The organism is Dyella marensis (genome assembly GCF_049532885.1).
Lineage (GTDB): Bacteria > Pseudomonadota > Gammaproteobacteria > Xanthomonadales > Rhodanobacteraceae > Dyella_D > Dyella_D marensis.
This window is the reverse complement of sequence record NZ_CP064029.1, coordinates 2,449,522-2,469,397: the sequence shown is the minus strand read 5'-3', so window position 1 is coordinate 2,469,397 and position 19,876 is coordinate 2,449,522. Positions and strand designations below refer to the sequence as shown.

The following is a 19,876-nucleotide window of genomic DNA, read 5'->3' as shown; positions in this document are numbered from 1 at the left end:
CTCAGTACCTCGCCTTGCGGGCTACCCAGGCGGGCACCGGCTTGAGGTCCCGCACCAGGCCCAGCCGCGCCAGCAGGCACAGGCCGTACCAGGTCAGGTCGATCTCCCACCAGCGGAAACCCTGGCGGGCGGAGCCCGGAAAGTAGTGATGGTTGTTGTGCCACCCTTCGCCGAACGTGAGCAGGGCCAGCCACACGTTGTTGCGGCTGTCGTCGCGCGTGTCGAAACGGCGGCGGCCGAAGCGATGGGCCAGCGAATTGATGGTGACCGTGGCATGGAACAGCACCACGGTGGACACGAAGAAGCCCCACACCAGCATCTGCCCGCCGCTGGTGCCGAGTCCTGGCGCCACGGCGTGCAACAGGGCGCCCAGGCCATACAGGCCGGCCGCCAGCAGCACCGGCACGACGGTGTCGTAGCGGTCGAGCCAACGCAGCTCCGGGTAGGCGGCCAGGTCCGGCACGCGCTCCAGCTCCGTGCGGAACGCGCCGCGCGTGAGGAACCAGCCCACGTGGCTCCAGACGAAACCGAACACGCCCGGAGAGTGCGGATCCAGCGCGGTGTCCGCATGGGCGTGATGGCGCCGGTGGTGGGCCGCCCACCACAGCGGCCCGCGCTGTGCGCAGGAGGCGCCAATCAGGGCGAACGCGAACTGCACGGCGCGCGAGGCGCGGAACGTGCGGTGCGAGAAATAGCGGTGATAGAAACCGGTCAGCGCGAACATGCGCACGGCGTACAGCAGCGCGGCGGTGCACAGCGCCACCGGGGATACACCGACCCAGAACACGGCCGCGCAGGCCAGATGCATCGCGATGAAGGGGGCCGCCCGCAGCCAGTCGATACGCGCGGCTTCCTCGTCCGTCACCTGCGCCGAGGTATCGACCCAGCGCCGCAAGGCGGTCGCCCATCGGCCGGCGCGGGCAGGGGCGGCTGCGGAAGATGGCGCGATCGGATGCATGGTCGATCCCTGGTTGGTGACTTCTATACGCCGCGGCGAGGCGTTCGGATGCATGGCTCAGGCGCCGCAGCGCGTCACCAGGGACACCGTCCGCGCCGCCGCCACCTCGCCCGGCTGCGGCGCGGCGCGTTCGAGCGAACGGGGAAAATCGATGCGCACCCACGCATGGCGCCCCCGCTCGTCGCGGATCGTGCCGATGCCCTCGAAGCGCAGCAGGTGGCCATCCATGGTGTAGGTAAGATCGATCGCCGGGGCGAGCGCGCCGAGCAGGCCGCCAAGGCCCAGCCGGAACCGGCGCACGGCGACGCCGTCCAGCCACGCATCGCGCGCATCGCCCAGGCGCAGGCGCAGGTAGTCCTGCCGGCTGGGCATCACGAAGGCGATGTCGCGCCGCGCGGCGCCGGCAAGGCTCGCCCAGTGTTCCCGCACATAGGCATCGAAGCCGGCGTCGACCACCATGTCCGGCACGGCCTGCAGCAGGCGGGTCTGCATGGGGGCGTCGCCGCGCTCGCGGGCATAGACCAGCCAGCGCTCGCCTTCGCGCCGCACGCCTTCCCGGTAGCCGTCGCGTCCGTCCTCGAAATCGAAATCCGGCGCGGCCGGATCGCCGCGCTCGTAGACCAGCTTGCGCGCGAAGGGCTCGCCCGAAGGGCAGCGATACAACACCAGCCGGGTAGCCACGCCGTCGGCGCGGAACAGCCAGTGCTCTTCGCGGTAGCGAACGGCCGAGCCGTTTTCCGCGCTGGCGACGCCAAGGTAGTGCCGGTCCTGCGCATGCGCGCGGAGCGGGCAGGCGCCAAGCACGGCGAGAAGCAGGGCGGCCTCGGCGAAGCGGCATCGCCGATGGGGATTGCGCCAGCTGATCGATGCCATGGACGCCCCGGCGTTCACTGATGGCTATCGATACGCGAACCGGTGGCGATTGGATCCGCGCCGCGGGATCTTCAGCCTGCGACGCCCAAGCCGCGCCCCATGATCCTGAACGCCACGGAAGAAGCGCCGGGCAGGCGCTCCGGAAGTTCGAGCTGCAGGCCCTGTGTGTCGCGCTTGAACTGCAATGGCGCTTGCATGCCAAGCAGCTCTACCCGCTCTACGCTGCCCGGCATGGCCGACCCCAGCGACTTCAGTACCAGCTGCGGCGAAGACGGGCGCCCGAGCGTGATGGCGAACAGCACGTCGCCCTTCACCGTGTAGCGGATGTCGTCGCCGGTGAAGGCGCCCGCCTTGTCCTCCGCGAACATACCCGCGGCCACCTTGGTGGGCCCTTCGCCGAACGTTCGCCATGGGCGCGTGCCGAAGATGGCTTCGCCATTGACCTTCATCCAGGCCGCCAGCTGCTCGAGCACGTTGCGCTCGTCCGCATCGATGGTGCCGTCGCCGCGCAGGGGGATGCTGAGCAGCAGATTGCCGTTCTTCGAGACGATGTCGCACAGGCGCGCGATGACGGTGGCGGCGCTTTTGTAACCGTGCTGCTCGAACAGCCGCCGCGAATAATGCCAGTCGCCGATGCAGGTGTCGGTCTGCCAGGGCAGGGGGCGGATCGCATCGCTGACGCCGCGCTCGATGTCTTCCACCATGGCGGGCACCTGTCCGGGCGTCAGCCCCTTGGCGTTGAGCACGGCCTCGAGCCTGCCGTCGTGCCATTGCCGGTTCGCGTTGTAGTAGTAAGCGGCGATGTCCAGGCCCGCCTGCCCGAGCGGCAGTCCGGTGTCGTCGAAATACAGCAGGTCGGGGCGGTACTTGTCGAGCAGCTCCTTGCAGCGCAGGAACCATTGCCGCACGAACCGCGGGTTCTGCGGCGGCGGGTTTTCGTTCCAGGGGCGGTCGTGCTGCTCATGCCATTGCCTGACGGCCGCGGCGCCGCGAATGCCATCGGGGATGACGATGTTGGGGCCGGTATACAGCTCCTGCGGATCCAGGCCCTCCCACCAGGTGCCGCGTCCATCCGCCTTGGCCAGGCGTGCGGCATCGTAGCGCTGTCCCGCGCGCGGGCCTTCGCCGTCGTAGCCATACGCCGTCTGGAACCAGTGCCAGGCATGCGCGGAGTGATTGCTGACGCCGAACCTCAGCCCATGCTCGCGCGCCGCGCGGGCCCAGCCGCCGACGATGTCCTTGCGCGGCCCGACCTTGACCGAGTTCCAGGCGTGATGGCTGGAATCGTAATTGTCGAAATTGTCGTGGTGATTGGCCAATGCGACGAAATACTTCGCGCCGGCCGCCTTGTACAGGCGCATCAGCGCATCCGGATCCCAGTGCTCGGCTTTCCATCGATGGTCCAGTTCCATGAAACCGAATTGGGATGGATGGCCATAAGTGCGGCAGTGGTATTCGTATTGCGGCTCACCCTGCAGATACATGTTGCGCGCATACCAGTCGCCTTGTTCGGGCACGCATTGCGCGGTCCAGTGCGCCCAGATGCCGAACTTGGCGTCGCGGAACCAGGCGGGCGCGGCATAGCCGCGCAGGGAGTCCCAGGTAGGTTGGAATGGCGCTGGACCATCGGCTGCGGCACGGGCGAGGCGGGGAGTCCAGCAGGGCGCGGACAATCCGAGCGTCATTCCCAGCAGAAAAGAGCGGCGAGACAGCGGCATGGCGATTCCCTATGGCATGTACACATCTGCCTGCCGACCGATATCGCCGTGCAGGCTGGTCCGGGCCCTGCAATGAGCGCTCGCGGGGCGGTGGCCGAGTCTAGGGTGGTGCCGATGGCCGTCCAATAAGCAATCGTGACGTTTCGATATGCGCTCGAATATCGCAGCGGAACATCTCCCGCCGCGTCAGCAAGATGCGCGGCGGGATGCGGCAAGCGCAAACGAAGAATCGTTCAATGGATTATCTGATTTCGTAAAAAACAGGCATCGCCTTGTGCCGGACACTGGGTGCTTCGATGAATTCAGTGGATAAGGATGTTGTCTCCGTGACGCGAAAGCCATTTCTCTGCGCCTGCATCGCATTGCTGCTGGTCTGGCGAATCGATACCGCGATCGCCGGTGACGCGCCTTTCGTGCTGGAGCGCCACGGCCGGACGATCGCCATCGAGCCTTATGCGCCGAATATCCTGCGGGTGACGCTGAGCGTCGACCGCGCCGCCGCGACGGCATCGCCCGGCTATGGGTTCGAAGCCAGGCCTTCGGCCCCGGGATGGACTCATGCACGCGATGAGGCCGGCGGCGATGTCTTCCGCTCCTCGAGGATGGTGGTTCGCATTGCGCCGGAACACCCGGCCACGCAGGGACTCTCCCTGGGCCTGCCCCTGGACGCCCTGAACCATGCATTGCGCGAGCAATACTTCGGAGGATGGAAAGACCCGAACAAGTTCGACGACGCACTGAGCATCACCACCGCCGACGGCAAGCCGCTATTGCGCATGCGCACCTGGAGCATGCTGCCGGGGCAGCCGCCGGCGGACGCGGGAGCAAAGAGCTTCCGCAGCGCCGCCACCTTCGACTCGCCCGGCAACGAGCACTACTACGGACTGGGACAGCAGCAGCAAGGATGGATGGACCTGCGCGATCACGAGGTTCGCTGCTGGCACGACTATGGCGCACTGGGCGGAGAGAATGTCTGCGTGCCCTTCATGGTGTCCAATCTCGGTTACGGCCTGGTCTGGGACAACCCGTCCAAGACCACCGTGCAGCTGGGCTTCAATGGCCAGAACGTGTGGTCATCGGAAGTGGGCGACCGGGTCTCTTATTTCGTCATCGCGGGAAACAGCACCGACGAGATCTACCAGGGCTACCGCCTGTTGACCGGCGTCACGCAGATGCTGCCCCGCACGGCCTACGGCTATATCCAGAGCAAGGCGATCTATGCAACGCAGGAGGAGATCCTCGCAGTCGCCGAGGAATACCGCCGGAAGAACCTGCCGCTGGGCGTGATGGTGGTCGATTTCCTCAATATGACCAGGCAGGGCAATCTGGATCTCGATCCCGCGCGCTGGCCGGACCCGGCCGCGATGAATCGCCGGCTGCACGCCATGAGCGTGGACTCGCTGCTGAGCGTGTGGCCGCACTTCTCCGAAGGCTCGCTGTTCTACGACATGCTCGACAGCAAGGGCTGGCTGGTGCGCGGAAGAGACGGCAAGCCCGACAAGGGTTGGTACAAGACGATCATCGGCCCGAACATCGACACCACGAATCCCGAAGCGGCGAAGTGGTTCTGGCAGCAGATTCGCGACCGCTACATCAAGCCGCAGGGATTCGATTACCTATGGCTGGACGAGACCGAACCGGATGTCGATCCCGCCAATGACGTCTTCTGGATCGGCCCGGGCTCGCGCTACTACAACGTCTACCCGTTGTTCCATACCGCCGCAGCCTATGAAGGATTCCGGCGCGACTTCGGCGATGCGCGCAGGGTCATGATCCTGGCGCGGGCCGCTTACCTGGGCGCCCAGCGCAACGGCACCGTGTTCTGGTCGAGCGACATCGCCGCGAGCTGGGACATGCTCAAGCGATCCGTTCCGGCGGGACTCAATTTCACCGCGACCGGGCTGCCGTATTGGGACACCGACATCGCGGGCTTCATGTCGCCGGCCATCCCAGCCGATTACAAGGCAACGCGGCAACCGCTGATCGATGGTTCCGATGCGCGCGACACGATCGGCAACTATGAGGATTATCCTGAGCTGTTCGTGCGCTGGTTCGAATGGGGGACCTTTCAACCGGTCATGCGCGCACATGGAGAAAGGAAACACAACGAAGTGTGGTCGTACGGCAAACAGGCCGAGCCGATTCTGGCGAAATACCTGAAGCTGCGCTACCGGCTGCTGCCGTATACGTATTCGGCGGCCTATCGCAGCTACCAGACCGGCGCGCCCTACATGCGCGCGCTGTTCATGGATTTCCCCAACGACCCCAAGGTCGCGGACATTCCCGACGAATATATGTATGGCCCCGCCTTCCTGGTGGCGCCCGTGACCGAGCAGGGCGCGACCCACCGGACGGTGTATTTGCCGGCAGGCTGCGACTGGTACAACTACTGGACGAACGAGCGCCTGCGTGGCGGCCAGACGATCGAGGTGGATGCGCCCATCGATATCCTGCCGCTGTTCGTCAGGGCGGGCAGCATCGTGCCGCTGGGTCCGGACGGGGCAGGGGCGCAGCAAACGCAGAAGGTCGTTGCGGTGCACGTGTATCCGGGGGCGGATGCGAAGTTCACGCTCTTCCAGGATGACGGCACTTCCTATGGCTACGAGCGCGGCAAATACGCCGTTACCACGCTGACATGGGATGAGGCCGGGCATCGATTCGGGCACGATGGCGGAAAGACCTGGCATGGCGCGGATGCCCCGGTCGTGTCCGTGATCGGGGATAAGAGCGCCGGCCGATAAGCTGACATCAGCACCATCGCGATCGAATCGGAAACTTGCAGGGGCGCCGCGCCATCGTGAGGACAGTCATGCGAATCAGGCCGATTTTCCTGGCCATCACTCTGGTGGCCACGCAGGCCGTGGCCGGGTCCTGGCCCGACGGCAAGCGGGCGGCGGTGGTGCTGACCTATGACGATACGCTCGTCTCGCAGCTCGACACCGCGATTCCGGCGCTCGACGCCGCCGGCTTCAAAGGAACATTTTTCCTTATCGGCAGCAGGGTCACCCCTGAGCAGATAGCGCGCTGGCGGTCCGCCGCGGCCGAAGGCCACGAACTCGGCAACCACACCATTCGCCATGCCTGCCCACAGGCCAATTATCCGCCCGCGAAGAAAATCGACACCAGCGAAACCTATGACGTCGACACCATGCTGGCGGAAATCCGCACGATGAACACGATGCTGACGGCGATCGACGGCAAGCCGCAGCACAGCTATGCCACACCATGTGGCCAGCACCTGGCCGGAGGCGTCGATTATCTTCCGGCACTGCGCACCAGCGGACTGGCGCCTTATACCCGTGCCGCGGACCCGGCAGAGCGCCCCTTCGATCCGATGGATGTGCCGGCCCATTTCTTCCCCTCGAACGCAACCGGCGCCGATCTGATCGCCGCGGTGCGGGAAGCCGAGCGCAAGGGCGGGATGATCGTGCTCGGCTTCCACGGCGTGGGCGGCGACTACCTCGCCGTGTCCGCGCAAGCCCACGCCCAGCTGCTCGCCTATCTCAAGGCGCATGCCGGCACCCTCTGGGTGGCGCCGTTCTCGACGGTGATGGGTTATGCCACCAGCCATCAGGCTCATTGACGGCCAGCCTCGAGCGCTTCTACTGCGAGCAGGGGCAACTCAATGAAAATGAAGGGGCCGGTCACTCATCGGCCGTCACCCTAAATTGCGCATTCTTGGTATATGGGGGCAGGCGTTGCGCCCCTAAGAACCACCTACCACTGATGCAAAGGCTCATCGCCTACGTGCGGTGGTCCGTAATTGATTACGCCATGGTGAACACGGAGCCAAGAGTCCACCGGCAATTTGGACTTGTGGGCCTTAGCGTTATCCATAGCGGTGAGGAGCCCGATAGAGACGGGGTCGAAAGGGGCGATGTTCGATGGCATCATCGAACCGGGGGCGTACTGCATGTCAGGTACTACTAGTGCGCGGGGTTCCCATCGCCTCATCGAAGAGGCAAAGCACTGGGCAACGTCTAGTGCGCTATAGGCTTGCCCAATGACCAGCTTCCATGCGAGGCAGGCAGTTGATGCCACTTCAATGAGGGCGAGAATCCAAATGGCACTGATCGGAACAACGATCATTTCGCCGCGCGCATCGGGAATCCGCATTGTTGCTTTTACATCAAGCCTGTGCGCATCAAACTCGACCCGGTCGAACGGCCGCAAAGTGAAGAGCTGATGCAGCCGTGTTATGGATCGCATTTCGACGGTGGAGTTCGACGGCGCGCCATCGACGATAGCTTTGCGACGTATCCTCCTTACGAAACGAGAAAACGCTCGACGTCCTTTGTCCTTGGTGTTCATGGGCCAGAACGATTGGAACCCGCGCTGGACAAGCAATCCGCGAATCTCAGTTAGAACCCGCTTGAAACCCGGCGGAAGTCTTCCTGGTGGAAGGGCTCCTTTGTAGTCCTCAAGTTTTTGCTTGATATCGGGTTGTGAGACAAGTAGCTGATCCATCGAATGAGCAGTGCCCGAACTAGGCATGGCCCGCTTCAAATCTTTTTTAGCTGCTCTTACGCTATAAGGGATGCAGGCCAAATATCAGACATGGCGTCCATCGGATCCAAGCTGAAAGGCCTTGTCGACAATTGCTGCTAGCGTGGTTCGATTTACACGATGATATGACGATGCGGATCTGAGACTGGCGCCTTCGATTACGGACCCTAGGGCCGCCATTCGGCGTTCGGCGTCGTCCCGATACTTAGCTGAAATTGTGCTCAGATCGGGTTTGAGCCAATGTTGCGCCAGAAGTGCCATGGCTGTCGTGAGTTCGCGCCTCATGCCAAGGCCCTCCACGTCAGGAGAGTTCGCCGCGACAGCGGGAGGTCTTCTTCGAAGGTGAGAAGTCCTTCATAAATCATGCTACATACGACAGATCGTACGGAGGGCCGTGCCAGGTCGTGAAGGCTGAGTTCCAGTTGCTCAAAGGTCATCGGTACTGGAGTGTGGCCAAAGGCATCAGTCACGCGACCTCGCAAGCGCAGCATATCTGGAAGGTGATAAGCAGCCTGGACGTTCGGGAGAAGTCGAAAGTAGTTGGCGATGCGCTGCCATCGTTGCAAGAGCTCCTTCTCGTAGACAAAGATAAGAGAAATTCCGGCATTTTGTACTGCACGTGACCACAGCGTGGCATCACGGCGCACGCGACCAGTTGGACCGTTGGTTGTTTCGCTTTCGGCGACCATGACCCAGAACACCTCAGAGTCGTCACGTCGGCGCGTCCAGAAGTCCAGCTCGATGCAGATGCTTCCTCCCAGTGACAGCTGGCGAGGTCGTTCGACGCAATCAGCACAATCTCGATCAAAAGTAAGCAAGAGCCACTGTGCCAACCGAAGGGGGCCAATGAGCGACACAACGCGTCCCGTTCTGGGTTCGGCAGTCATGTAGATGTCGTTGCGATCGAGCTCGGACTTAGTAAGCCGGCGAGGAGAAAACGGCATTTCATCGGTTCTAGACATCGTTGGTCTCCACAGTGTCATTAGGACAAAAGCCGCCCGTCGCACCTCTAGAACGGAGGCGCGAAATGGACTTGACCTGGAACAAAGAAAATGGGACCCTGCGACGGCAAAGTTCTGTAAGTCCCAATCCCCGCCGGCAAGCGGGGATTTCTTTTTTCAGGATCAAGGATTGCGCAGCGACGCGGGCGGTTCAGTGCGAGCCGTCAGCGGAGTTGCAATGTCGTGCGCGCGGATGCACACCTTTGGGAAGCTACAACTCCCTTGCGCAAGCGGTCAACGAAAAATTCGGCGAGAAATTATGCTATTGCACGGAGTTGACTCAAAATGTCGAGATGCTTTTTGTCCAGACTTTGATCCCCTTCGATGTATCACCATGCCGTGTTGTCGTGTGCCAAAGAGCGGCACGAACTATTTGATTGCATAAGCGGTACAGTCGAGCACCCGGGGCTTCGCATGCGGTCAATTACGCAATAACTTTTGAAGTTTGGCCATACCACTGAGCCTCGCCCTGTGTCCTGCAACAACAGCGGATTGCAACAACCATTTGGTTGGCTCGCTAACGAGTAATGCGGCGCGCGGTGACAGGCCTCCGCCCTCATGGGCGCGCTCAACATCTCATTGACCTCGACAAGGCTTTACATGTGACGCCGTGCAAGCAGTGCTGACACATTGCATTTGGAGCTAGGCGTTCCGGCGGCCATCTACGCCCCATGCCCCATACGGCGCCTCACGAAGAAACGCTAATTATCATTGTAAATCAATGGATTAAGTTGTTTCTGGTTGAGCATCTTTTAGCGCATCGTGGCCGCCAGGGCGTTTTTTGACGGGTGGATGATTTGGGACTTCCTTGATCGTCGCGCCGAGTGAAGCAATATGCCCTCCCTCAATATGACCGGGCACGCAATGCCGGTGGCTGAGGTGATGTGCCAGGTACGTTTGGCGCAGCTCTGTGAGATGACACGGAGGGAAGGGCTTGGCATGAGTGAGGACTGAAGGTGGATCTATTTTTAGATTGTGAGTGGGCGGACGTTCTCGCCTCTGAGCTGGTTTCAATTGCCCTGGTGTCCGGTGATCTCCAAAGTATTTTCTATGCGGAGCGTGATCCTTTGCCTGTCGATCCCACGCCTTGGGTCCGCTCGGTTGTATATCCGCTGTTAGATCGCGGAGCATCGGCTATGACCGATACGAGCATGACCGTTGCAATACGGCAGTTCTTAGCGTCGTTCGAAGTATCGAAAATCCACTATGACTTCGGCCCAGACCGAAGCCTCTGCCAATTCGTGATCGATGGCTTCGATGTACTCGATCCGCCGGGTCCAGCCCCAGGAAATGTCGAATGGTATCGATGCGATGGTCTTAGCAAGGCTATCGAGGCTTGGTGGTCAGCGCATCCAGTCAGGAAGTTGAAGCGCCATCACGCCCTGATGGATGCGATGGCATTGCGTGCTGCCTACTTGGACGATCTTGGGTAAGAAGGCTGAGGGGCCGGGTTGTTATTCGCGGCACAGAAGGAGCTTCAGGAGGCAGGGTATGACCGCTATCGGCACGAGAGAAGGGTCGTGCGGTGCGCGATTAGGGTGCGTTATCGCGACTAGACATCGTCTGCGTCCTGCGCCACGAGATTTTCTCGGCCGGCAATCAACCATGCCGTCATTGCCACCATGCTTCCCAACGTGGCGGCCAGCATGTCCCGTTGCGCGTCCCAAGGGTCGCCTTGCGTGCCGAGGTACGCCGCGCCCAGGTCGCCACCGAATGCCATGGCGGCGGCCCATTCGATCAATTCGTACAGCAGCGAATGGGACATGATGAAGCTCACCGGCAGGATCCAGCGCCAGATCCCGCGGGATGGCGCTACCGCGGCAAGCCATTCGGCGGCGGCCGGAGTGACCAGGAGCCCGTACAGGAAGTGCACCAGACGGTCGTAGCTGTTGCGGCCCAGCCAGGTAAGCGACACGTTTACGTGCGACAGCCATTGCTCGTAGGGCACTTCGGAATAGGTATAGTGCGCGCCTATTTCGTGGCAGGTAAAGAACACGAACAGCGCCAGACAGGCAGCATTCGACAGGCGCAAGCGCCGATAGCCGTAAACCAGCAAGGGGATGGCGGCCACGACCAGAATGTTCTCCAGCAACCAGTCCTGCCGATACCGCGGCGCGATGGCCAGCGCACCCCAGATCGCCGCGAATGCCACGAGCAGGAGCAGCGGAAAGCGAGTGCTTCGATGCCATCCTCTTGACTCATGCATAGGTCAGCGCCAGGCGAGTACCGGAATGGCGGAAGCCTGCATCACGGCCTGCGCCTCTCGCGTGAAATGGCCCGACACCATACTTGGCTGCAGGGGTGCGGCCATCACGATCAGATCGCAGCCGTAGTTCCTGGCTACATCCACGATGGCTTCGTGGATGCGCGCGGCGAACGTGTAATCGCCTTCGCAGGCTACGCCCGCGCCAAGTGCATGCTCGCGCGCCTCACCGAGCCATGCCAGGGCTCGCGCCCCGGCCTCCCGTTCGTAGAGTTCGCGCGTGGCGTGGACGCGCTCGGCCAGATATGCCACGGCCGGAAACGACGCAATCACATGGAGCAGATGGATGTCCGCCTTGCCAATACGTGCAATGGCGATGGCGGCATCCACCGCCTCCAGGGCCTCGGGCGTACCGTCAACGGGAACCAGCAAGCGGCGGAACACGGTGCGTCTCAGCGCACGACCAGCACGGGCACGCTCGAACCGGCCAGCACCTTTACCACGACCGAACCGAGGAACAGGCTCTTCAGCGCGCCACGCCCATGCGAACCCATCACCACCAAGTCGTAACGGCCGCGCCTGGCCAGGCGCAGGATCTCGGTGGCCGGGTCGCCGGTCAGCAGGCATTCGTCGAACAGGTGGCCTGCCTTGGCCAGCAGGCGGCGCGCCGGACGCAACGCGGCTGAGCCGTTGTCGAGATGGAAGCGCGCCACGCTGTCCGCGTCCAGATATCCGGCGATCGATTCGCGCAGCGGCGCATCCACATTGAGCAGGGTTACCGCGGCATCGGCCGGCCAATGCCTGGCCAGGTAGCGAGCGGCGCGCGTGCTGTAGATGCTTCCATCCACTGGCAGCAGGATTTTCATGCAGCCTCCTTGCCGGCCGGGCCGGCGTGACGGCATTCATCAGAATGCGGCTGGCACGTGGCCATATTGACCCGCATCAATGCCGGCTCAGTTCCCGACGAGTGAAGGCTTCCAGCGGCACAGGACGCGCCGGATGCCCTCAAGCCAAACCGCACAAAGCGATGCAAGCGCGGCGATCAGCAAGAGCGCTTCGCCGCCCACGCCATGGAGGCCGATCGCCGCTCGCAGCGGGGTCACGCCGGCCAGCAGCGCCAGCATGAACGCTCCCGCGCCCAATAGGCCCGGCAGCCAGGGATTCTCTCTCCAGGTGATGCGCCACAGCGGCTGCGCCGGCTGGCCATTGGCCAGCACCAGCAACAGCACCGCCAGCACCAAGCCAAGAAAAACCGCGCCACGGGCCAGTTCCTGCGACCCGCGCAGGAGCAATGTCGCGCCGTAGCACGCCGCCAGGATCGCGGCCAGGCCGGCACCCTGGATGGCGCCACAACCCAGATTGGCCAGGCGAAACGGCGATTCGCCTGGCGCTCGCGGCGGACGCCGCATGATGCGCGCAGACGCCGGTGCGGCCTCGAACACGATCGAACACGCCGGATCGATCAGCAGTTCCAGCAGCACGATCTGCAATGGCATCAACAGAATCGGCCAATGCAGCAGGCTGGGCAGCAGGGCCAGGACCACTACCGGCAGGTGCACCGCCACCACGAAGCGGACGGCCTTGCCGATGTTGTCGTAGATCCGCCGCCCCTGGCGGATCGCCGCTACCAGGCTGGCGAAATCGTCATCCAGCACCACCAGCGCCGCCGCCTCGCGGGCGACGTCGGTGCCGCGGCCGCCCATCGCCACGCCGGCGTCCGCGGCTTTCAATGCGGGAGCGTCGTTCACGCCGTCGCCGGTCATGCCGACCACCTCGCCGCATTGTTGCAGCGCGCGCACCAGGCGCAGCTTTTGGGTGGGCTTCACTCGCGCGCAGACTTCCACCTCGGCCAGGCGAATGGCCAGCTGTGCGTCATCGAGCGCGTCTATGTCGGCACCGGAGATCGAACGCGGCGCATCACTGAGACCGACCTGGGCAGCGATGGCCCGCGCGGTGACCTCGTGATCGCCAGTCATCATCAGCACGCGGATGCCCGCTGCATGGCATTCGTCGACGGCAGCCCGCGCACCATCGCGCGGCGGATCGATCAAACCCAACAATCCCACGAAGCGGAAAGGGAGTTCGCGTTGCGTGTCCGGCCATGCCTGTCCGGGCCAGTCCGCCGCTGCCACGGCCAGTACGCGCAGACCGCGCACGGCCATGGCATGCACCTGTCGGTTCCACGCCTCCTCCTGGGCCGCGTCGAGCCGGCACATGATCATCACCGCCTCGGGCGCGCCCTTGGCGCCAATCGCAAAACCGCCTTCGGCCAGCGGCGCCGCGCGGCTCATGGCCAGCAGATCCGGCGACAGTGCGTACTCCTTGATCGCACTGTCGGCAAAAGCACGGTCGCCCTCGCTCAGATGCTGGGCGCCGAAAGCACGGATCGCGTGCTCCATGGGGTCGGCCGAATCGACCGGGGTGGCCAGCAACGCCAGCCTGGCCAGTTCATGAAAGGCGGACGGTGCGGCCTTGCCGTCCACGCGGAACAGGTCGTGGCCAAGCGCCAACTCGGCCACGACCATACGGTTCTGCGTGAGCGTGCCGGTCTTGTCCGCGGCAAGCACGGTGATCGCGCCCAGTGTTTCCACCGCGGAGAGGCGGCGGGTCAGCACCTTGTGCCGGGCAATGCGCCAAGCCCCCAAGGCAAGGAAGACGGTTAGGATCACCGGGAATTCCTCGGGCAGAATGGCGATCGCCAGCGCGACGCCCGACAGCAGGCTGTCGAGCAGACCATGCCCGTCCCACAGCCAGTTGAGCAGAGCCAGGCCGACAGCGCAGGCCAGCGCCGCCAGGCCGAAGCGGCGGACCAGGGTGCGCGATGCCCGTTGCAAGGGCGAGGCTGTTTCCACCGTGGCCGCCAGCGCCTCGCCGATACGGCCGGCCGCGGTATTCGCGGCAATGCCGATGACCCGTGCCATGCCGCGGCCGCGGGTGACTAAGGTGCCCGCGAAGACTTCGACGGCATCGCCTGCCGCCGACTTGCTTGCCGGCACGGACTCGCCGGTGAGTAGGGACTCGTCCGCTTCCAGCAGGCCTTCCAGCATGACGGCGTCCGCGGCGACGCGTTCGCCTTCGCCCAATGCCAGCACGTCGCCCAATACCACGTCCGTCGCTGCGACGCGCTGCTCCCGCCCGTCCCGGATCACGCGCGCCAATGGCGCCGACAGATCACGCAGGGCTTCCAGAGCACGCTGGGTCTTGCGCTCCTGCACCAGCGTGATGCCGATGATCACCAGCACCGACAGCAGCAGGAAGATCGCATCGGTGCGCTCGCCCAGTGCCAGGTAGATAGCGCCGGCGCACAGCAGCATCAGGAACATGGGTTCCATCACCACGGCTCCAGCGATCGCCCACAACGGGCGTGTCCGGTTGCCGGGCAGGGCATTGGGGCCATCCCGCCGCAAGCGTTCGCGCGCCTCGGCCTCGCTCAGGCCCAGGCCGGGCGCCGCCGCGGGCCCGGCGCGGTTCACGCCTCGACCACCAGCAGGGGCAACTCGCCGTGCTTGAACATGTGGCGCGTGACGCCACCAAGCAGCCATTCGCTGGCGCGCGAATGGCCCCATGCTCCCATCACCAGCAGGTCAGCTCCGCATCCGCGCGCATGCGCCTGAATCGACGGGCCGTTGTCATCCGCCTCGTCAAGGATGTCCCAGCGCGCGCGCAGCGCGTGCCGTTTCAGCCATGCGTCCAACGCCAGCGGCACATGCCTTGCATTGGCCCTGATGCGCGACACGCCATCCAGTACCACGATTTCGTCGGCGCGAAGCAAGAGCGGGGTCGCCGCGCGAATCGCGCGCGCTGCTTCGGCCGAGCCATTCCAGGCAAGCGCCACCTTGCGCACGCCCTCCGTGCCAGCCCAGTGCTCCGGCACCAGCAGCATGGGAGCGGCATCGGAGGTGAGGATGCGGCCGAGCGGATGGAGGCCAGAGGCGAGGCGTGCGGCTTCGCGTGAAAGCTGCCCCAGCACCAGATCGGCGAGGCTGGCACGGCGGGACAGCACCGATTCGTGCAAGCCGCGATAGGCTTCCCAACTTCCCTCGACACCGTGGCCGCGGCATAGCTGGCGCCACCAGTCATGGCGTTCTTGTGCGGCCAATTCTTGTTCCTCCAATACCAGCATGGCATCCGGCATCGCCAGCATGGCGGCCGGACTGAGCATCACCGCCTGCAGGCCAGTCAGGTGCGCGCCGTGCTGGCGGGCGAGGCCGAAGGCGAAACGCAGCAAGGCAGTGTCATCGCGCCCTGGTTCGATGTCGACAAGGAATTCCAGCATGGGGCATCTCCCGGCGCTATGTGGTCCATTCCAGCCACCAGAACGCCAGCAGGCAGACGAGCACGATCAGCGCGATCGGCAACATCGGGCGTTCGGCTGCCTCATCCGGATATCCCTGCTTGCGACCGGTGATCATCGCCCCGACCAGATTCTCGCGATGCAGCCAGCTACCCGCCAAAGCACCGGCCACGTGGATGGCGACGAGGGCGAGCATCGAGTTGGCAAGCAACTCGTGGGTTTCACCCAGCCATTCGATGTGCGTGGTGTAGGCCAGCCAGCCGAAGCAGGTCACCGCCAGGATCATTGCCAGCAGGGCGAGGATCGCCAGGGCACCGGCGGGGTTGTGTCCGGTGTAGTGCGGCGGATGTCCGTGCAGCATCTGGCGCACATAGCGGAAAGTCTCGTGCGGTCCGCGCACGAAACTGCCGAACTTGGCGTGCCGAGTGCCGATGACTCCCCAATAGATGCGGAAGCCGGCGAGCAGGGCCAGGCTGTAGCCGAGCACGGCATGCACGCGCCGCCACTGATCTTCTTCAGCCGTGATCCATGCTCCGGCGAAGCAGGCCACCATCAGCCAGTGCGACAGCCGCACGGGGAGATCCCAGACCAGGATGCGGCCGAGTGGCCGATCCTGCTGCGTGGAAGCCTCGTCTGTCATGGCTGGCATTCCCAATACGGTTCTGCGTATCGGCATTGAAGAACAGCTTCCCGCGCAGTGGATTGACATGTATCAATCGGACGTCACCTGGGAGCTCCTACGCTGGCTTCGGCGACGTGGCCTGTTGGTCCGGCACGCCATCATTGCCATCGCGAAAGGTGATGTCGGATGCATGCCATGGTGCTCCACCGTCTGGCGACACCATTGATCGCGCAGGAGCGGCCGACGCCAGCTCCCGGTCGTGGCGAGGTGCGCCTTCGCGTCGAAGCATGCGGCGTGTGCCGCACCGACCTGCACTTGATCGATGGCGAGTTGCCTCAGGCTCGCCTGCCGATCGTGCCCGGGCATGAGGTGGTTGGCACGATCGACGCCGTCGGCCCGGACGTCATCACGTGGAAGCTGGGCGACCGCGTGGGTGTGCCTTGGCTGGGTGAGACGTGCGGCACCTGCAGCTACTGCGCGCAGGGACGGGAAAATCTCTGCGACATCCCAGTCTTCACCGGCTGCACGCGTGATGGTGGCTATGCCACGCACGTGCTGGCCAGCGCAGCCTTCTGTCTGCCGCTGCCCCCGTGCGACTATCCCGACGCCGCCCTCGCCGCACCATTGCTGTGCGCGGGCCTGATCGGCGGCCGCGCCCTGCGCCTGGCGGGCGAGGGCGCCGCCCTGGGCTTGTATGGCTTCGGTGCGGCGGCGCACATCTTGTTGCAGGTGGCGCGCGCAGAAGGTCGCCGGGTATACGCCTTCACCCGAGCAGGTGACGTGGAAGCACAAACGCTCGCCCGCTCACTGGGCGCCACCTGGGCGGGCTCTTCCGATGAGGCACCACCTGAACCACTGGATGCCGCCATCATTTTTGCGCCTGCCGGCGAACTGGTGCCGGTTGCCTTGGCCGCGGTGCGGAAGGGCGGGGCGGTGGTCTGTGGCGGCATTCACATGAGCGATATCCCCAGCTTTCCCTATCGCCTGCTGTGGGAAGAACGCCGCCTGCTCTCGGTCGCCAACCTGACCAGGGCGGATGGCCATGCCTTTCTGGCCGCCGCTGCGCGCGCCAGGGTGCGGGTGCATGTGCATCGCTATGCATTGACTGCTGCCAATGAAGCCTTGGCCGATTTGCGCGCTGGCCGCATTCACGGCGCAGCGGTACTGGTGCCGCCGGCATGAGCCTCGCACCGGTGGTGCGCCAGGGGCGCGTCATCGCGCAGCGCCTATTCGACCTGGCCTACGCGATCGACTTGAGCCAGGCACGAGTCCTGTGTGCGGACCTGCCGGCCGCTCACACATCGTCCGGGCCATTGACCTTCGGCGCACCGCCTTTGCGCGTGCAGCTGCCGCCGGTCGCGCTTTGCGTCGGTGACCACACACTGATCGGCGAGGCTTCCGTACATGTATACGACTTCGGCGCTATCACGCTGGCGATCGCAGTTCCAGCCGAAGACCTGCCATGGCCCGTCTTTGCCGAATTGGCGCGACAAGTGGAAGAGGCGGTCGCGACTGGCCAGTCATCGGCGCCGTGGACATCCTTGCTCGAAAGCGTCAGATCGCGCATCGCCACTGCACTCGAGCGGCCAAGCCATGCCGTGATCCAGGAAGACTATCTACTGATGGTGGTCGACACGTTTGTCGAGTCGCCGGGCGAAGCGTTGTGCCGCGTGGTAGATCTGGTGCCGCTACTGGCCGCCGACGCTCGCCCGCTATCCGCCGATGCGCGTGAGGCATTGCTGAGCCATCGTTTCGCATATCTCGCTGACGATTGCGTGGTGATCGCACGCGATCGCGCCTTTCTGTACCAACCGCAGGGCGATGCTGGCGTGGCGGCGGTATTGGAGGTGGCTAATGCGCAGCTACTGGAGTTGCGCTACTACGCATCCCTGTTGGATGCCGAGTTGCCGCGCATGTATGACCTGGTAGCGCGCACCCGCAGCGCTCTGCCGATCTCCGCCCCCGGTCGGTTATCGCGTCTGGCGCGCCACCTTTACACCCTGGTGGCGGAGGTCACCGAGCTGACAGAGAAGGTGGATAATGCGTTGCAGGTGACCGGACACCCCTATCTGGCGCGCATCTACACCACCACCCTGGAGCTATTCGGCGTGCCCGCCCTCGGCGCGGCAGTGGACAACAAGCTGGCGATCATCCGCGATACGTATGCCGCGCTTTACGACGAGGCATCGGTAAGCCGCGCGGGATTGCTGGAACTGACCATCATCGCGCTGATTACGGTCGAGCTCGTGCTTGCTTTGTTTCGAATCTGATCCGGGCAGGCTGACGGATCTGCGGCGCTCGTTCGAGTTGATTTCCATCAAGGCGCCCGACGGGCAGGGACGTAACCTGAGGCTCCATCGTACTGAAGTACCGTCACCCACATGGCGACGAGCCGCGCCGAAAGGTCGGTCATTCGCGCTTGAAGCTGTCGCTCAGCACCCTCACTCGAAGGCAGCCATGAACCGGGCCATCCTTGCGCTCAATGCCGGCTCTTCAAGCATCAAGTTCGCACTCTACGAGCACGGGCTGACCGCACAACGCCTGATCTCGCGCGGCATCATCGAAGGAATCGGCGAAGACCCGCACCTCACCGCCCGGGCTCCCGACAGCACCGTCGTCGATCGGCAGGCATGGGGAGCATCCGCGGCGGCATCGCACGAGGAAGTGCTGCAGCCGCTGCTCGCGTGGATGACCTCGCATCTGGGTCACACCGAGCTTGCCGCCGTGGGGCATCGCGTCGTGCATGGCGGGCTCTCGTTCCGGCAACCCGTGCGTATCGATGCACACACGCTGTCGGCATTGGAGCAACTCGTGCCTTTGGCGCCACTGCATCAGCCACATCATCTCGCCGCGGTGAAAGCCATCAAGCACCTGCATCCCGAACTGAAGCAGGTCGCATGTTTCGATACCGCCTTTCATGGCGACATGCCGGCTGTCGCCACCAGCCTGGGGCTGCCGCATGCTTATGCCAGCGCCGGCATGCGCCGCTACGGCTTCCACGGATTGTCCTATGAATATCTGGCCGGCCAGCTGCGCGATTTCGCTCCAGCACTGGCTGATGGGCGCGTGATTCTGGCGCACCTAGGTAACGGCGCCAGTCTGTGCGCCATGCGGCATGGCCGCAGCGTCGACACCACGATGGGCTTCAGCGCCCTCGACGGACTACTCATGGGGACGCGCTGCGGCAGCCTCGATCCAGGCGCGATCTTGCACCTCCTCCAGGCGCGCGGCCTGACGGTATCGGCGGTGGAGCGCCTGCTCTATCAGGAGAGTGGGCTACTGGGTGTGTCGGGAATCAGTGCGGATATGCGCACGCTGCTGGCCAGCAGCGATCGCTACGCCAGGGACGCGATTGACCTGTTCACCTATCGCATCGTCAAGGAAATCGGCGGGCTGGCTTCAGCACTGCATGGTCTGGATGCGCTGGTATTTTCCGCCGGCATCGGCGAGCACGCGGCCAGCATTCGCGCTGGAGTATGCGAGGCCCTTTCCTGGCTCGGCATCGAGTGCGACGAGCTGGCCAACCAACAACACCAGACCTTGATCAGTACGATCCACAGTGCTGTCCGCGTGTTCGTCATCCGGACCGACGAGGAAGCCATCATCGCCAGGCACACCGCGGAAGTCCTGCGAGACCTCGCCCGGAAGGACGCCACGGCCTGACCCTGCTCCGATAACCATGTGGCCTGCGCCATGGGCAC

At 64.1% G+C, this 19,876-nt stretch carries 17 protein-coding genes; 6 read left to right on the top strand and 11 right to left on the bottom strand.

From position 1 onward, the window contains the following. Position 1: 1 nt before the first annotated feature. From ISN75_RS10900 to ISN75_RS10890, 3 genes are all read right to left on the bottom strand, one after another. Entirely contained in the window at positions 2-1,012 is a 1,011-nt protein-coding gene (locus ISN75_RS10900; RefSeq protein ID WP_423385156.1) for an acyl-CoA desaturase, read from the bottom strand. A 3-nt stretch (positions 1,013-1,015) separates the two neighbouring features. After that, the gene (locus ISN75_RS10895) at positions 1,016-1,831 is read right to left on the bottom strand and encodes a hypothetical protein (protein ID WP_343821535.1); all 816 of its coding nucleotides are present in this window, start codon (positions 1,829-1,831) and stop codon (positions 1,016-1,018) included. Positions 1,832-1,902: 71 nt separating this feature from the next. Next, complete coding sequence (locus ISN75_RS10890) at positions 1,903-3,549, bottom strand: alpha-L-fucosidase (protein WP_167257308.1); 1,647 nt, start codon at positions 3,547-3,549, stop codon at positions 1,903-1,905. Between the two features lie 296 nt (positions 3,550-3,845). Here ISN75_RS10890 and ISN75_RS10885 point away from each other — a divergent pair, with 296 nt between their 5' ends. Both ISN75_RS10885 and ISN75_RS10880 read left to right on the top strand, forming a co-directional pair. Then, entirely contained in the window at positions 3,846-6,290 is a 2,445-nt protein-coding gene (locus ISN75_RS10885; protein ID WP_343821536.1) for a TIM-barrel domain-containing protein, read from the top strand. A gap of 68 nt (positions 6,291-6,358) precedes the next feature. After that, positions 6,359-7,132, top strand: coding sequence for a polysaccharide deacetylase family protein (locus ISN75_RS10880; RefSeq protein WP_343821537.1), 774 nt, complete (start codon positions 6,359-6,361; stop codon positions 7,130-7,132). Between the two features lie 134 nt (positions 7,133-7,266). Here the strand turns inward: ISN75_RS10880 and ISN75_RS10875 are convergent, their stop codons facing one another. Further along, positions 7,267-7,860, bottom strand: a complete 594-nt coding sequence (locus ISN75_RS10875; RefSeq protein WP_343821539.1) for a hypothetical protein — start codon at positions 7,858-7,860, stop codon at positions 7,267-7,269. Positions 7,861-8,336: 476 nt separating this feature from the next. Beyond that, on the bottom strand, positions 8,337-9,017 hold the full coding sequence (locus ISN75_RS10870; RefSeq protein WP_343821541.1) for a hypothetical protein: 681 nt from the start codon (positions 9,015-9,017) through the stop codon (positions 8,337-8,339). A gap of 995 nt (positions 9,018-10,012) precedes the next feature. On the opposite strand from ISN75_RS10870, the gene ISN75_RS10865 reads away from it, so the two are divergent. After that, positions 10,013-10,489, top strand: coding sequence for a hypothetical protein (locus tag ISN75_RS10865; protein WP_343821542.1), 477 nt, complete (start codon positions 10,013-10,015; stop codon positions 10,487-10,489). Positions 10,490-10,608: 119 nt separating this feature from the next. Here ISN75_RS10865 and ISN75_RS10860 read toward each other — a convergent pair whose 3' ends face one another. The 6 genes from ISN75_RS10860 to ISN75_RS10835 all read right to left on the bottom strand — a co-directional run bounded on the left by ISN75_RS10860 (position 10,609) and on the right by ISN75_RS10835 (position 16,193). After that, positions 10,609-11,262 (bottom strand): DUF2238 domain-containing protein, encoded by a 654-nt coding sequence (locus ISN75_RS10860; protein WP_343821544.1) that lies wholly within the window; start codon positions 11,260-11,262, stop codon positions 10,609-10,611. A gap of 3 nt (positions 11,263-11,265) precedes the next feature. Then, positions 11,266-11,703 carry a universal stress protein gene (locus ISN75_RS10855; protein ID WP_343821545.1) on the bottom strand — a complete coding sequence of 146 codons (438 nt, stop codon included), beginning with the start codon at positions 11,701-11,703 and terminating at the stop codon, positions 11,266-11,268. Positions 11,704-11,711: 8 nt separating this feature from the next. Beyond that, a complete protein-coding gene (locus tag ISN75_RS10850) occupies positions 11,712-12,125 on the bottom strand; it encodes a universal stress protein (protein ID WP_343821547.1) in 414 nt (137 codons plus the stop codon). An 87-nt stretch (positions 12,126-12,212) separates the two neighbouring features. Next, positions 12,213-14,732: a cation-translocating P-type ATPase gene (locus tag ISN75_RS10845; protein ID WP_343821549.1), complete on the bottom strand. Its 2,520-nt coding sequence runs from the start codon at positions 14,730-14,732 to the stop codon at positions 12,213-12,215. Then, entirely contained in the window at positions 14,729-15,535 is an 807-nt protein-coding gene (locus ISN75_RS10840; protein ID WP_343821550.1) for a universal stress protein, read from the bottom strand. Before ISN75_RS10840 ends, ISN75_RS10845 begins: the two co-directional genes overlap by 4 nt. A 16-nt stretch (positions 15,536-15,551) precedes the next feature. Then, positions 15,552-16,193 carry a cytochrome b/b6 domain-containing protein gene (locus ISN75_RS10835; RefSeq protein ID WP_343821551.1) on the bottom strand — a complete coding sequence of 214 codons (642 nt, stop codon included), beginning with the start codon at positions 16,191-16,193 and terminating at the stop codon, positions 15,552-15,554. 168 nt (positions 16,194-16,361) lie between these two features. Here ISN75_RS10835 and ISN75_RS10830 point away from each other — a divergent pair, with 168 nt between their 5' ends. The 3 genes from ISN75_RS10830 to ISN75_RS10820 all read left to right on the top strand — a co-directional run bounded on the left by ISN75_RS10830 (position 16,362) and on the right by ISN75_RS10820 (position 19,838). Beyond that, on the top strand, positions 16,362-17,357 hold the full coding sequence (locus tag ISN75_RS10830) for a zinc-dependent alcohol dehydrogenase family protein (protein ID WP_343821553.1): 996 nt from the start codon (positions 16,362-16,364) through the stop codon (positions 17,355-17,357). Further along, positions 17,354-18,445 carry a hypothetical protein gene (locus ISN75_RS10825; protein ID WP_343821554.1) on the top strand — a complete coding sequence of 364 codons (1,092 nt, stop codon included), beginning with the start codon at positions 17,354-17,356 and terminating at the stop codon, positions 18,443-18,445. The genes ISN75_RS10830 and ISN75_RS10825 overlap by 4 nt, the downstream gene beginning before the upstream one ends. Before the next feature lie 187 nt (positions 18,446-18,632). Then, positions 18,633-19,838, top strand: a complete 1,206-nt coding sequence (locus tag ISN75_RS10820; protein ID WP_343821555.1) for an acetate/propionate family kinase — start codon at positions 18,633-18,635, stop codon at positions 19,836-19,838. The last annotated feature ends 38 nt before the right edge of the window (positions 19,839-19,876 follow it).